Origin of the sequence: Planococcus halocryophilus, from assembly GCF_022489025.1 — a bacterium.
Lineage (GTDB): Bacteria > Bacillota > Bacilli > Bacillales_A > Planococcaceae > Planococcus > Planococcus halocryophilus_A.
On record NZ_JAKVTG010000003.1, the window covers coordinates 175,930 to 190,124 of the forward strand.

Consider the following 14,195-nt stretch of genomic DNA (forward strand, 5'->3'; position numbering starts at 1 on the left):
ATGTACAAAGCCCAGTACCTGCTTTATTCAATAGCTTCAGGACTCTTGGTTTTAAGTTTTTACCCTGTGCTATTACCAGCCCATATAACGCTTGGGATAACAACATTTGTAGTTATTATTACCTTAAGTGAATTATTTGAATCTGTATTGGATTACAAAGAACCTTCAGAAGAAGGAAGTACTTTTGAAGAGAATATTAATAATAATGCCTTAAGTTATTTTTACTTAATAGGCCAGTTATTAATGTATGCTTCTGTTCCAATAGCTATCTATTTCTCATATTACTCATTTAATAATTTTTCTGAAGCTGCAATATTGCATAACGGTCAAACATTAACATTAGTAGCTTTAGCTTTTACTATACTTATTATTGCCCAATTTAAAAACGAATGAACGAAATAGTAGTCATAGGAAATGTTTTTGTGAATTTCTAAATCCTCTCAACTCATTTGGCTATTAAAAGTACTTTTCATAATATTTTCTAAATAACTTCTCATAATATTTTACTTTTAATGGTACGATTAGAAAAGAATATGGAGTTGAAGTAATGAGAGAAATTATTATAGCACTAATAAGTTCATCTATAACGATTGTAATTACTAGTTTTTTTAATTATCATTTTTTAATTAGAAAAGAAATTAGAATGCAAGCCAACTCATATAAAGTAGAGATTTTGCAAAAACTATATATGCCTTTGATGAAAGAAATTAATAAGGGGTATCATCCATTAGATGGGTACTTAGGATTGAATAAAAAAGAGTTTGAGAATGTTGACAATATTATAAAAAATAATTATCAGTTTGTAAGTCCTAATCTAGCGTTAATTCATCAAATCTTAATTGAAGAATCTTATCTTTGGGATGTAGGGTATACGAGGGGGTTTTTAGATGAAGATAAATATCTATTAAATCATTTAGAATATAATTTTAACTTTTATAGAAAAGAGTTAGGATTACCATATAACAAAGAAGAAATGAAGAGAGCGTCAAAAGAATCCAAAATTAAAGATGGCAAAATAAAAGGGAGTATTCAGGTGAGTACAGATGAACAGTAATAGAATTTACTTAGTGTCTTATTTTGTTATTGGAGCTTTAATATTGATCAATATTTCTTTAGTCTCAACATTATTTAATAAAGGATTCAATCTGGTTTCTCAATGGATTATAGAAGCTATAGTAATTGGTTTATTTACTTTGACAGGAGCAGGCACTGGAGCTTTTTTAGCAGGTCAGTACACTGTTAAATCAGTAGAAAAACAGATTGAACATACAGAGAGAGAAGTAGAAAGAATAAGAAGAACTAATAGTGATAATGCCTTACGGATTTTTGATTATCTTATAGAAGATATCTTCTCGGTGTATAGCTACACTATTTCACCTTTTATAGCAGGAAGGGTTCATATGGAAACCTTAGAACGTGCAGTAAACGAATACAAAGAACCAATAAAAAAACTAGAGAATGTTTTGCATGATACACAATTACTTTCAAAAATATCTCAAGAATATATAACCGAAATTCCAAGTGGAATCAGAAGGGAACTCTCACATTTAAAAAATATTATTAGAGCTGTCAATAATCATCAAAGTAGCTATAATGAAAAAGAAGTTCTTGGTATTGGCGAAGATATAAATAGAGTTTATTGTGGCTTAAAAAAAATACAGGTAGAAATAAACATTATAGTTAAAAAACCTAATGACACTTCAGCAAATCGCTGAGGTGTTTTTTTATGGTCAAAAATCAATCACTGAGGAGTGAAACAATGGAAAAATACAAGATTCAAAATGCTGAAGAGTTAAATGGTGAGCTGATTTTGCAGCTTATCAATCGTTATAAATTAAAGGAAGTCACACGTTTGAAACGGCTGAAGAATTACTACACTGGTAAGCATGAAACTATCATTAATCGCACAATGAAAGACCCAACTAAGCCGAACAATAAAATTATTAACCCTTATGCTACTTACATTGTAGATACAATTGGCGGTTATTTCTTAGGCAAGCCTGTTAACTATGCTTCAAGCGAAGAAGAGCAGATGAAAAAGATTCAATATGTCTTTGATTCTAATGACGAGCAATCTTTGAACTCTCAAATTGGAAAGGATGTTTCAATTTTCGGAGTAGGTTATGAGCTTCATTACACTGATGAGAATTCAGAAACTAAAATGGCTTATCTTGATCCTCAAGAAACATTTATGATTCATGATAATTCCATTCAATCTAAGCCATTGGCAGCTGTGCGATTCTATGAAGTTGAGAATTACAAAACTCAGCAATTTATTCTGTATGCAGAAGTATATGATAAAGATTTCATCTATTCCTACATTCAAGAAAAGGACGAATTTAGATTAGTGGATGAACCAAAGCAACATTATTATAAAGAAGTGCCTGTAATCCAGTATTTGAATAATGATGAGACAATAGGAGACTTTGAAAATGTATTGAAGCTTATTGATGCTTATGATTTATCTACTTCAGATCAGATGAATTCTTTAGAGTATTTTGCTGATGCTTATTTAGTTCTGTCTGGAATTGATGCAGAAAGCGAAGATTTGGAAACTATGAAGGAAAATAGGGTTATGTTAATGGGCGAAAAGGGAACAGCAGATTTCTTGATGAAAGGCGATATTGCTGGAGTTAAGGAATATACCGAACGTTTGAAACAAGACATTCATACTTTCAGTTTTGTTCCAAATATCAGTGATGAATCTTTCGGTACAAGCTCAGGCGAAGCTCTTAAGTTTAAATTATTCGGCTTAGAATCAGCTGTATCAGTTAAAGAGAGATTCTTTAAAAAGGGATTAGAAAAGCGGCTTAAGCTAATTACTAAATTCCTAAATACTAAAGGCGGCTCATATGATTCTAATTCAATCACTATGTCATTCACTAGAAACATGCCTTCTAACAATGAAACAATTGCTAATATTATTGAGAAACTTAGTGGCATTCTTTCAGATAAAACTTTGATTAGCCTACTTCCATTTATCGAGGATTCAGCCTATGAAATTGAGCTAAGAGAGAAAGAAAAAGAAGGTTCTTTATATGAAAGCTTAGGCAAATAGATATTATCAATCTGAGATAGCCATTTTGGTTATCTCTTTTTTAATTTGAAAGAGGTGAACAGTTATAGCCAGTGAACAATACGCAGGGTTAAGCAATCAGGATTATTGGATTGAGAGAAGCAAAGAGACTCAAGATGAAGCATTTAAGAAGTTAAAAGTATCTGAAAAGCTTATGCAGAAAGAATATCTAAAAGCATTTGATGAGATTCAGGAAACGCTATCTGCTTTCTATACTAAATACGCCACTGAAAAAAATGTGACTTATGCAGAAGCTCAGAAGCAATTAAACGCATTTGATTTTGCAAGTTATGGTTCAAGAATGGAAACATTGAAGAAAAGAGCGGTAGCTACTAATAATCCTTTTGTTATCGCTGAAATGCAACGGCTGTATCAATCAGCATCAGTGAATAGATTCAATGCTTTACTTTCAGAAATAGATGCAAAGCTATTGCTGTTAGGTTACTCACAGCAGTTAACAATGGAGGATATACTGAGTGAAACATTTAAGAATACTTTATATTCAACTGCTTATACTATGGCAATCGGGACAGGTGTTGGCGTATCGTTTGCTAAAATCAATCATTCAGCGGTTGAGTTAGCTATTAAATATCCCTGGAGTGGAGCAATGTTTAGCGATTTAATTTGGGATAACAAAGCTAAGCTTACAAAAGAGATGAAATCGACTATAACAAATGGACTCATCAAAGGCTCAAGTGTCCAGAGGATGAGCAGACAGCTTAGCGGTAACATGGATAGCAGCTATAAGGATGCTCTGAGACTTATCAGAACAGAAACAGCACACGTAGTCACAGAAGCTACAGCTCAGGGGTATGAAAAGCTAGAGTTAGATTCATTTGTATTCTTAGGAACATTAGATAGTAAGACTTCTAAGACGTGCCAGTCATTAGATGGCAAAATTTTTAAGCTTAAAGATAAGCAAGTTGGCGTTAATTGTCCACCTATGCATCCTAATTGTAGATCAGCAATTTCTCCATATTTTCCTGATATTGAATTAAGAGAGCGCAGAGCTAGGGATGTACAGGGGAATTCTTTCATTGTTCCTAATATGAATTATGAAGAGTGGGCATCTAAATATTTGAAGTAATAGAAAACTGCAACTTAATCACATTTATACTATAGGGCTTCATATCGCTACATCAAGAGACACTTTAAAAGGTGTCTCTATTTTTTTGCATCAACTACTAAAAAAATTGGACTGGTCGGGGCATTGCAACGGACAGGACATAAGGAGAGTTAAACATGGACGAATTGAACAAACAGCAAGAAGAGGTAACAGAAATTAAGCAGGAAGATGAACAAACTCAGCAGACGCAAGAAGAAACAGTAAAAACTTTCTCTGAAGAAGAAGTAGAAAAATTGATTCAAGCCGAAACAGATCGGAAAGTTTCTAAGGCATTGGAAACTGCTAAATCTAAATGGCAAGAAGATTTCAAAACTCAACTTGAAACAGAAAAGTCGGAAGCTGAAAAGCTTGCAAAAATGACTGAGGGTGAACGTTTCCAAGCTGAATTAAATCGACAAAAAGAAGAGTTTGAGAATGAAAGAAAATCATTCTTAAAAGAAAAGCTTGAGAATCAAACAATTAAAGAGCTATCTAATCAGAATTTGCCAATTGAATTCGCTAATTTTGTGAATGGTGAAACAGCTGAAGAGGTTCATCAAAACATTACAACTTTTAAAGCTGAATGGGATAAGGCTTTTACTATAGCTCTTGAAAAGGCTGTTAATGAGCGTGTTCAAGGTAAAACTCCACAAAGCAGCAATAAACAATCAAGTCTACTTAATGTAACAAAAGATGAATTCCGTCAAATGAATTACTCACAAAAATTAAATGTAAAAGAAACTGATCCTGAACTTTATGCCCAATTAAAAGGCTAATAATTTTCAGGGTACAAAATAAAACTCAAATTAGAATGGAGAAATAAATATTATGACACAAACGAAAAAAGCAAACTTAGTAAACGTAGAGGTTTTTGCTGATGCAGTAACTTCGAAAATTCCTGGGAATCTTAAACTATATCCACTAGCATTTGTACAAAACTTTGAAAACGAGCAATCAGGCTCTATTTCAGTTCCTCAATATGAATATATCGGTGATGCTGATGTAGTTGCTGAAGGCGTAGCTATTGATCCTACTTTGCTAACTGCTAACTCAGTACCATTGGCAATTGAAAAAGTTGCTAAGGCTGTTGAAATCACAGATGAAGCGGCTAAAGGTTCATTTGGTGATCCAGTCGGAGAAGCAGAAGATCAGCTTACTGCATCAATCACAGCAGGAATTGAAAACAAAATGTTTGCAGCACTTGCTACAGCTACTTTGTCTCATCCAGCTACTGGTGCTTTAACTGGTGACGTAGTAATTGATGCTGTTGCTCTTTATGGTGAAAATCAAGATGGAGAGAAAACTCTTGTAGTTAACCCTTCAAACTTTGGTTCAGTTCGTAAAGATGAAAACTATGCAGACGGTAAGATTTTTGACTTGGATATTGTAGTATCTGCTAAAGTTCCAGCTGGAACTGCTTATGTAGTTAAGCCGGGTGCTGTAGGTCTTTACATGTCTAAAGATGTAGACGTAGAAGATGATCGTAACATTTTGACTAAAGCAACTGTTCTTTCAGCTGATGCTCATTTTGCTACTCATTTACGTGATGCTTCTAAAGTTGTCAAAATTACTCTAGCATAAACATATTTAACTGAATAGTATTCAGAATATAAATGGGCGGTTCATTCAAATGGATGGCTGCCTATTTTTTTTGATAGAAAATGAAAGAAGGTGGCAAATTTGTTACTTCATCATACGCTTCAAAAACTCAGAAAAGAGAAAGAAGCAAAACAAAAAGAAGAACAAAAACAGCAGGTTACTAAATCGGTTGCCACTGATGAAAAGCCTGTTGAAAAGAAGACTCCAAGAACAAATACACGTAGAAAATCAAAGGTTTAAGGAGGCGTTTAAATGTTAGATAGAGTTAAACGCATTTTAGGCTTATCTCTTGTAGCAGAAACTTCAAGTGATGATTTTTTATTAGAGCAATTCATTGATATGTATTCAAATGCTCTGATTTTAGAAATTAATGAATCAATTATTCCTGCATCGTTAGAATTTATTCTGATTGAAGCTGTTGTTTCAAGATGGAACAGAAGAGGCTTAGAAGGTTTGAAATCTGAATCTGTTGATATTGTTTCACATACATTTAATGAAGATCATTTTTCTTCTAATAGACAATTCATTGAAGCCTATAAAGCTAATATGAAACTTATTAATCAAACAAATCGGATTAGATTCTTATGATGTTTAATAAAGATTTTGTTTTTATTGAAGATGAAAAAGTATCAGATGGAATGGGTGGATATGATTTAACCGAGATTCAGGGAACAGCTTTTAAAGCTCATTCTACTCCTGTTAAAGCTGAAACTATTCTAAAAGAGCAGGGTTTTCTTACAGCAAAAGGACTTAGATTAATTACAAAGGATGCAATCAACCCTAATGAATCTCTCAAGCTTAAAAATGTGAAAACAAATGAAAATTATAGAGTCATTGAATCATTAGGATTCGATTCTACTCCTTATATTAACTTTCTTCTGGAGGTGATCTAATTTGGCTGAAATTGAGGGATTAGATCGCTTTATAAGAACCATACAAAGCATCTCAGACAGCTTGGAGAGTGGCGTGAAGCAAGTTGTTTCTCAGACTGCCCTCCAGTTAGAATCTGATGCTAAAAGGCTAGTTCCTGTTGATACAGGTCATTTAAGGCGTTCTATTACTACTTCTCTTGAATCTGGTGGGATGAGTGCGATGGTTTCAACTAATGTTGAATATGCCTTAGCGGTTGAGTTTGGTACTTCCAGACAAGCGGCAAAGCCTTATATGACTCCAGCACATGCACGAAGTAAAACAAAGTATATAGAAGATATGAAAGCCGCATTAAGGAGGTTGAGCATTTGACGACTAATCTTATTCCTACTGTTGAGCTTCAAAAAGCTGTATACCAGAAGCTTTCAGCTCATTACACTACTTATGATCTTAGGCCTCCAAACGCTCAATTTCCTTATATTCTTATCGGTGAAGATGTCACTGTAGATAATTTGACTAAGGGCGACAAGAGGACTACCCACAATTTAACGATTCATACTTTTAGTCAATCAACTAAAAGTCTTGAATCAAAAACTATGAACCATTTAGTTAAAGAGTCGCTATTAAACGACTTAGAGCTAAATGGTTTTTATGTTGATTTAAATAAACTCTCAATGATGATGACGACAAAAGAAGAAGAAACTGATAGAGCAATTCATCATGGAATCATTCAGTTTGATATCACAATCAGAGAAAAATAAAACAAATTAGAAATATGGAGGATTAATTATTTATGACACAAATTAAAGGTTTAGATATCGGTATTTACGCAATGAAAGAACAATTCCCAGGAGAACCTGAAGCATATACATTGGTAGGCGGTGGGCGAGGAGCTACGCTTTCAATGTCAGCTGAAAGTATGGATATTACTTCAAAAGATACTGGTGGTTGGATGGACAGCATCAGTGGCTTTAAATCTTGGGAATCTTCTACAGATGGAATTGTAGTAATTGATGATGCAGGTTTTGAAGACTTGGAATCAGCTTTCTTTGAAGGTCGCAAAGTAAAAGTTTCATTCAAAAAACCTTCTGGATGGGGCTACACAGGTTTTGCTCTTGTAAATTCACTTGAATTTGAAGCAGGACATGAAGACGTAGTTACTTATTCCATCTCTCTAACTGGTGCTGGAGCATTGGCTAAAACAGAAGATACGGTAGTAGTTTAATCACACTTAAAACAGCTTGAGCAATAGAAATATTGTTCGGCTGTTTATTTTCTTTTAAAGAAATCAATAAAAATACTTATACAAAGAGGATGTTTACTTAATGGAAATTGTGCAAATCAAAATGGATAAAGAACGTAATTTAAAATTTGGTATGAATGCAGTAGTAAAACTTGAAAAAGATTTAGGAATGTCAATTGCTGAAATGCAGAATGAAATGAGCATGGAGAACCTTATGAAAATCACTTTTTATGGTTTGGAGTGGGAAGATAAAAAACTAACTTTTGATGATATTGGTGATTTAATGGACGCAGCAATTGAACATTATGAAACTTTTGCCGCTGTTATTGAGCTTGTTATGGAAGCATTTACTGCAACATTCGGCAAGAAAGCCGTACCCAGTAAAAAGTAATGGGTTTATAAATGAAGAAAAGCTATTTCAATGGATTGTTGGAAAGTTAAAAATGTCTTTGAATGATTATGAGCATTTCATGGAACATTACTCTTTTAATGATTTATTCCTATTGCTAGATCAATATAGTGAAGAGCAGAGAGAACAAACAGAACTAATGGAAATTGCGGTTATGTATGGATATGCTTCTGCAAAATCAAAAAATGCAAAATTAATCAAAATATTCGAGAAGCCAAAAGAAGTCAATGAATTAAACGAAACTAAAATTGACGAAATCAAACGAAATAAAGAACATTTCAAAAATACTTTCTCAAATACATTGTAAAAGGGTAGAGCTATTGCAGCTTTACCCTTTTTTTGTATTTAAAAAGAGAGGTGAGCAATATAAATGAGTATGCAAGATTTATCGGTAAGAATTAGCGCAGATATTACGGAATTTAGAAATGCCATGGATCAGATAACTGATTCAGTTAGAGAAGCAGGGGATACTGTTAGAGACTCAATGGGTGGAGCAGAAAACTCTACATCTGGAGGAGTCGGACGGATTAAATCAGCATTAGGTGGAGTAGCTGGAATTATTGCCGGTGCATTTGCGATAGATAAGATTAAGGATTTTGGTATTAGCTTAGTAGAATCAGCAGCAGATAGCCAAGCCATGACAGCACAATTTGAGCAAGTTTTCGGAGGCTTGCAAGGAGAGGCAACTAAAGCTATTGATGGTATGGGTCAAGAATTCGGCATGGTTTCTAGTCGAATTAAGCCTGCATTTACTCAAATGACTTCTTTATTCAAAGGTTTAGGCTTAGACAGCGAGGAAGCTATGGACGGTGCAAGCCGAGCTATGACAGCTTCAGCCGATGCAGCAGCCTTTTATGATGTTTCAATGGAAGATGCTTCAAGTGCCTTAACTTCATTTATGAAAGGTAACTGGGAAGCAGGAGAATCAATCGGGCTTTTTGCCAATGAAGCTCAAATGGCTTCATATGCTTCTGATACATTGGGGCAAGACTATAAAAGTCTCGATGAAGCTGGCAAACAACTTGTCAGATTAAGTTTTGCGGAATCTATGCAAGAATCAGCAGGAGCAATGGGACAAGCAAGCCGAGAATCAGGAAGTTATCAGAATCAGTTAGGTAACTTAAAACAAATTTGGACAGATTTAAAAGGACAATTAGGACAGCCTATTTTAGCGGTAGCAATTGCTGGAATTAAAAGTTTAGCTGGATGGATTGGAAAGATTGATCCTCAAGCTGTATTGGGTGGATTCAAAGCATTTGGCTCATATGTCAGCTCAGTCTTTGCACCAATTATTGCAGCAGTTAAGGATAATTTTACTGAGCTGTTTGGTAGCCTCTCATTTGATGCAGGATCAATGAGTTCAGGATTTGAAATGATTAGAACGGCTGTTTCGGGATTTGGAGAATTAATTAAAACTACCACAGAAGGCTTAGGCTGGTTTATCGACAAATTTGATTTTCTTATTTTAGGAGTTACGGCTGGTGTTCTTACATTTAAAGCAATAACAGCAGCTAAAGCGGCATGGGTAACTATTACGACAACATGGGCAGCGGTTACGAAAGCGGCGGCAGCTGTACAAGCGGCATTTAACTTAGTTTTAGCTGCTAATCCAATTGCAATAGTTGTTGTTGCAGTAGCAGCATTAGTTGCTATTGGAATCTTACTTTATAAAAACTGGGATACAGTAGTAGCCTTTCTTAAATCGGCATGGGAAACCATCAAATCAGTAGCCTCATCCGTTTGGGGAGGATTGAAAGTCTTCTTCAGCGCAACGTGGAATGCTATTAAACAAAGTGCTGTAGCTATCTTTAGTGGATTGAAAGATGCAATTGCTTCTGTCTGGAATGGTATTAAATCAGCAGCAAGTGCAGTATGGAATGGCATTAAGTCATTTTTGAGTGGTTTGTGGAATGGAATTAAGGCATTAGCATCAGCGGTATTTAATGCATTAAAAGCGTATTTTACAACTGTTTTTAATATATATAAAACCCTTATTATGACGGTTTGGAATGGTATTAAATCATTCTTGAGCACTATATGGAATGGCATTAAGTCACTAGCTTCATCAGTGTTTAATTCCTTGAAATCAACTTTAACAACTATATTTAACGCTATTAAATCAACTGTTACAAGTGTATGGAATGCAATAAAGTCATTTTTAACTACTACGTTTAATGCCATTAAATCAGTTTCTTCAGGTGCTTGGAATGCTATTAAATCAACTATTACTACAATCATGAATTCTATAAAGTCTACTGTTACAAGTATCTGGAACAGTGTTAAAAGTAGCATTGTATCAGTATTCAATTCAATTAAATCTACAGCTAGCTCTGTATGGAATAGTATTAAATCAACTATTGTAAATACGGTTGAAACTCTAAAAAATTCAATTGTGGCTAAATTTAATTCTGTTAAGAGTTCAGCCTCAAGTATTTTCAGCAGTATTAAATCAGCTATGACAAATCCTGTTGAAGCAGCTAAAACAGCTATAGGCAATGCTATAAGTAAAATCAAGGGATTCTTTAGCGGATTGAAATTAACGTTCCCTAAAATTTCGATGCCTAAAATGCCTACGTTTAGTCTTTCAGGTAAATTTAGTTTAATGCCTCCTTCAGTTCCTAAAGTGGGAATTTCATGGAATGCAAAAGGTGGTATTTTCAAAAAGCCTACTATTTTAAATAGCTCACAAGGTTTGCAAGGTGTAGGAGAGGCTGGAAGTGAAGCAATTCTTCCTTTAACTGCTCAAGTACTTGGAAGTATTGGGCGTGGTATTGCATCCACTATGCAAAACCCTAAATCTAATTCTGCAACTGTGATTGATTCTGGTAGAGAAACTTATAACTTTAATTTCAATGTAGAAAACATGAATGCAAATAGTAATGCTGATGTAGATTCATTTGCTTCAAAAATTCAAAACAGTCTTAGAAGAAGTAAGGGAGTTAAATAATGAGAGAATCAATTAACTTTTCTTTTGATGGCATTGCCTCAGAAGATATGGGCGTTTATATTGTTCATGAAGGTGGGGGATTGTTTGAAGAAAACTTTCTTCCTAATAGATCAATTATTGAAACGAAATCAGCAAATAGAAACAAGCCTTATTTTCAAAGGGTAGAATCAGAGCCTTTAGAATTTGAATTAAGTTTCTTCATTGAACAATGGGAAGATAGAAATAATATTAGACAGGTGGCAAGATGGCTGTTTAAAGACTTTTATAAGCCATTAACTTTTGAATCTAATCCTGATAGAATTTTCTATGCTATTGTTCACAGTAATTCCTCTTTACTTCATAATGGAAGAAAAGAAGGCTATGTGAAATTAATGGTAAGATGTGATTCACCTTATAGCTATTCCCATCCGACTCTTATAGAAGATATTGAATCAAGCTATTCATCTTTCAGTATTCTTAATAGTGGCGATGTAGATATTAAGCCTAAGATGTGGATTACTAAGACCGTATCCGAGGGAAATATTTCACTTACAATGGTAGAGTCAGATCAAACTTTTAAGCTATCAAATTTAGCTCTCAATGAAGAGGTGTTTATAGATAATGAACATGAAGAGCTTATTTCTAATCTCGAAAATTTAGGGGTTTATCGTTATTCAAATCATAATGGGGAATGGCTAACTTTTTCAGTAGATGAGAATACACTTCTTATGCAAGGTGATTTTAAAATTTCAATTGAATATCAAAGTATTTACTTAGCAGACTAGTTTTGCTTAAGGGTTGTTTTGTGGCTAATCCTCTTGCCATGAAGTAGCCCTTTTTTTGTTCGCTTTTAAAACTGAATCTAATAATCATATAGTCAAACATATTTCAAGTTTACTTTATATATGCCTTCAACTATACTTATAAGACATATAACTAAGTAGTATAGAAGGAGCGTTTAAAATGGCAAAAGAAAAAGAAGTAGATGAGCTTAAAGAAATGCTTTCCAAGCCTAAAGTAAACATTGAAGATTCTCACGCAAGAACTACTTTTCTATTAGATAGAGAATTGGCTGATAGACTGAATAAATTAGCTGATGGTAAAAGAGGATTTAAAAGCCTATTCTTCAATAGAGCTGTAAAGAATTTATTAGATGAATTAGAAGATAAGTAGAAAGAGGAGCAATCAAAAATTGGTTGCTTCTTTTTTGCTATATTAGATGTAAAGCGTTTATAAAGATTGATAAGGAGGAAGGCACTTGAAACAAATTGCTGTAGTCTATACGAGAGTTAGCACTGATAAACTCATACAAAAAACTAGTTTAACAACTCAAAAGGAATACTACACTGATTATTGCGAGAGAAAAGGCTATGATCTATTTAAGATTTATGCAGATGAAGGATTAACTGGAACAAATGTGAGGAGAGAAGCATTTAGAGAGATGCTTTATAAAGCGGGCTTAGATTATACGAGAAATGACAATGGCTATGATTGGTTTAGCAAAAGTACCAGAGTTCCTGAGTTCAATATTTTAGTCTGTAAGGACGTTTCTCGATTCTCAAGAGGTAGTGTTCAAGGACAAATGATAATTAAGCTTCTGAAGGATATGGGAGTTAATACTGTCTTTGAAAATTCTGGAATGTCCACATTTAGTGATAATTGGCAGATGAATATAGGCATTCTCTTTAACATTGCTGAAAATGAATCAGCAAGCATGAGTAAGCGGATTAAATTTGCAAAGAAGCATAAAAGAGATAAAAAAGTATATGCACCTTCTCGCATTCCGTATGGATATACTAGAAACACTGAAAATGAAATAGTAATTCATCCTGAACAATCTGAGATAGTAAAATACATTTTTGCACGTTACTTAGAAGTTGGCTCAAACATAATCACCAATGAATTAAATGAAAAAGGTGTACTATCTCAAACAGGTGTAAGGTTCACACCTGATAAGGTTACTAGAATCATTAGCAATACTGTTTTCTACGGAGATGCCACAGTAAATAAGTCGAATAAAAAATCTGTAACTGATACTAAGAGAGAGAAAAATGAGAAATCTGATTTTGTTACCATTCCTAATGTTGTTGATCCAATTATAACTAAAGAGGAATGGAAAGAAGCAAATAGAATTAGAGTGAGTCGCATCAACAAAAGTAGCAAAAGAGGCAGAAAAACAGCTAAGAATGATGTTTATTATAGCAAATTAATTTGCTCAAGTTGTGGTAGTCGGCTAGTTCGCCATATGGGAGAGAAAGAAAAAATCTCATATATCTGTCAATCACGGAGAAAGGGCGGCAATTGTAAATCTAGAAGTATAGCTATCAATGTAATTAACAAATTCATGAGGCGAACGGAATTGTCACATATGACAAACAGTATGGGCGACTCTGCTTATTATAATGAGCTAATGAAACGCTTAGAAAATGAAAAGCTTCATTTAAGTGAAACTCAAATGACAATACAGAAGCAAATGGAAACATTGAATCTTGAGATTGACAGTATCATTGATAAATATATGGTTCTGGATGATAGCGATAAATTTAAGCAACGTTTGATAGATAGATCAAACTTGAAAGAAGAAGAAATTACAAAACTAGAAGTAAAACTTTCAGAAATCAATATTGCTTCAATAGAACGGATTCAGCAAAAAGTAGATAGCAAAAAAGAAATGATTGAAACCATATTCAAAAATAAAAACTTTACTCAGGAAGAGAAACTAAATCTATTAAATAAAGTAGATGTAAGCGATTATACTTTAACCTTTCATTTCTCTATGCCTACTTATGAGGAAGAAGTAAAAGAGTTCAATGAGCTGTTTACGATGACTCCCATAGCTTCAGACATGCCTTATAATCCATTCGCTAAGGAAACATTTAGAAGAGATCACAAAGCAGCCAGAGAGCATTGGCAAGTATTAGATGATGAAAGTAGAGACAATGAAGCCTTCTATAACAGTTAAAATAC

Annotated in this window: 19 protein-coding genes; all 19 read left to right on the top strand. The window is 33.9% G+C overall.

Annotated elements, in window-relative coordinates; all coding sequences use genetic code 11:
- A complete protein-coding gene (locus tag MLE13_RS05525; protein ID WP_240748451.1) occupies positions 1-393 on the top strand; it encodes a hypothetical protein in 393 nt (130 codons plus the stop codon).
- Between the two features lie 154 nt (positions 394-547).
- Entirely contained in the window at positions 548-1,054 is a 507-nt protein-coding gene (locus MLE13_RS05530) for a hypothetical protein (protein WP_240748453.1), read from the top strand.
- Entirely contained in the window at positions 1,044-1,715 is a 672-nt protein-coding gene (locus MLE13_RS05535) for a hypothetical protein (RefSeq protein WP_240748455.1), read from the top strand. The genes MLE13_RS05530 and MLE13_RS05535 overlap by 11 nt, the downstream gene beginning before the upstream one ends.
- A gap of 44 nt (positions 1,716-1,759) precedes the next feature.
- Positions 1,760-3,058 carry a phage portal protein gene (locus MLE13_RS05540; protein WP_240748457.1) on the top strand — a complete coding sequence of 433 codons (1,299 nt, stop codon included), beginning with the start codon at positions 1,760-1,762 and terminating at the stop codon, positions 3,056-3,058.
- A 172-nt stretch (positions 3,059-3,230) separates the two neighbouring features.
- Positions 3,231-4,163, top strand: coding sequence for a minor capsid protein (locus MLE13_RS05545; protein ID WP_240748460.1), 933 nt, complete (start codon positions 3,231-3,233; stop codon positions 4,161-4,163).
- Positions 4,164-4,318: 155 nt separating this feature from the next.
- On the top strand, positions 4,319-4,957 hold the full coding sequence (locus tag MLE13_RS05550) for a DUF4355 domain-containing protein (RefSeq protein WP_240748462.1): 639 nt from the start codon (positions 4,319-4,321) through the stop codon (positions 4,955-4,957).
- 52 nt (positions 4,958-5,009) lie between these two features.
- Entirely contained in the window at positions 5,010-5,762 is a 753-nt protein-coding gene (locus tag MLE13_RS05555; protein WP_149456224.1) for a N4-gp56 family major capsid protein, read from the top strand.
- 99 nt (positions 5,763-5,861) lie between these two features.
- Positions 5,862-6,020 carry a hypothetical protein gene (locus MLE13_RS05560; protein WP_188074724.1) on the top strand — a complete coding sequence of 53 codons (159 nt, stop codon included), beginning with the start codon at positions 5,862-5,864 and terminating at the stop codon, positions 6,018-6,020.
- 12 nt (positions 6,021-6,032) lie between these two features.
- Entirely contained in the window at positions 6,033-6,368 is a 336-nt protein-coding gene (locus MLE13_RS05565; RefSeq protein WP_240748464.1) for a phage head-tail connector protein, read from the top strand.
- Positions 6,365-6,673 carry a hypothetical protein gene (locus tag MLE13_RS05570; protein ID WP_240748466.1) on the top strand — a complete coding sequence of 103 codons (309 nt, stop codon included), beginning with the start codon at positions 6,365-6,367 and terminating at the stop codon, positions 6,671-6,673. The genes MLE13_RS05565 and MLE13_RS05570 overlap by 4 nt, the downstream gene beginning before the upstream one ends.
- 1 nt (position 6,674) lies before the next feature.
- Complete coding sequence (locus MLE13_RS05575) at positions 6,675-7,022, top strand: HK97-gp10 family putative phage morphogenesis protein (protein WP_240748468.1); 348 nt, start codon at positions 6,675-6,677, stop codon at positions 7,020-7,022.
- Positions 7,019-7,411, top strand: a complete 393-nt coding sequence (locus MLE13_RS05580) for a DUF3168 domain-containing protein (RefSeq protein ID WP_240748469.1) — start codon at positions 7,019-7,021, stop codon at positions 7,409-7,411. The genes MLE13_RS05575 and MLE13_RS05580 overlap by 4 nt, the downstream gene beginning before the upstream one ends.
- A 32-nt stretch (positions 7,412-7,443) precedes the next feature.
- Positions 7,444-7,875, top strand: coding sequence for a phage major tail protein, TP901-1 family (locus MLE13_RS05585; RefSeq protein WP_240748471.1), 432 nt, complete (start codon positions 7,444-7,446; stop codon positions 7,873-7,875).
- Between the two features lie 100 nt (positions 7,876-7,975).
- Positions 7,976-8,284, top strand: a complete 309-nt coding sequence (locus tag MLE13_RS05590; RefSeq protein WP_240748473.1) for a hypothetical protein — start codon at positions 7,976-7,978, stop codon at positions 8,282-8,284.
- Positions 8,285-8,336: 52 nt separating this feature from the next.
- On the top strand, positions 8,337-8,609 hold the full coding sequence (locus MLE13_RS05595) for a hypothetical protein (RefSeq protein ID WP_240748475.1): 273 nt from the start codon (positions 8,337-8,339) through the stop codon (positions 8,607-8,609).
- 63 nt (positions 8,610-8,672) lie between these two features.
- Positions 8,673-11,249 carry a phage tail protein gene (locus MLE13_RS05600; protein ID WP_240748476.1) on the top strand — a complete coding sequence of 859 codons (2,577 nt, stop codon included), beginning with the start codon at positions 8,673-8,675 and terminating at the stop codon, positions 11,247-11,249.
- Positions 11,249-12,013, top strand: coding sequence for a distal tail protein Dit (locus MLE13_RS05605; RefSeq protein ID WP_240748478.1), 765 nt, complete (start codon positions 11,249-11,251; stop codon positions 12,011-12,013). The genes MLE13_RS05600 and MLE13_RS05605 overlap by 1 nt, the downstream gene beginning before the upstream one ends.
- A 178-nt stretch (positions 12,014-12,191) precedes the next feature.
- Complete coding sequence (locus MLE13_RS05610) at positions 12,192-12,401, top strand: hypothetical protein (RefSeq protein ID WP_149456214.1); 210 nt, start codon at positions 12,192-12,194, stop codon at positions 12,399-12,401.
- A gap of 85 nt (positions 12,402-12,486) precedes the next feature.
- Complete coding sequence (locus tag MLE13_RS05615; RefSeq protein WP_240748480.1) at positions 12,487-14,190, top strand: recombinase family protein; 1,704 nt, start codon at positions 12,487-12,489, stop codon at positions 14,188-14,190.
- Positions 14,191-14,195: the final 5 nt, after the last annotated feature.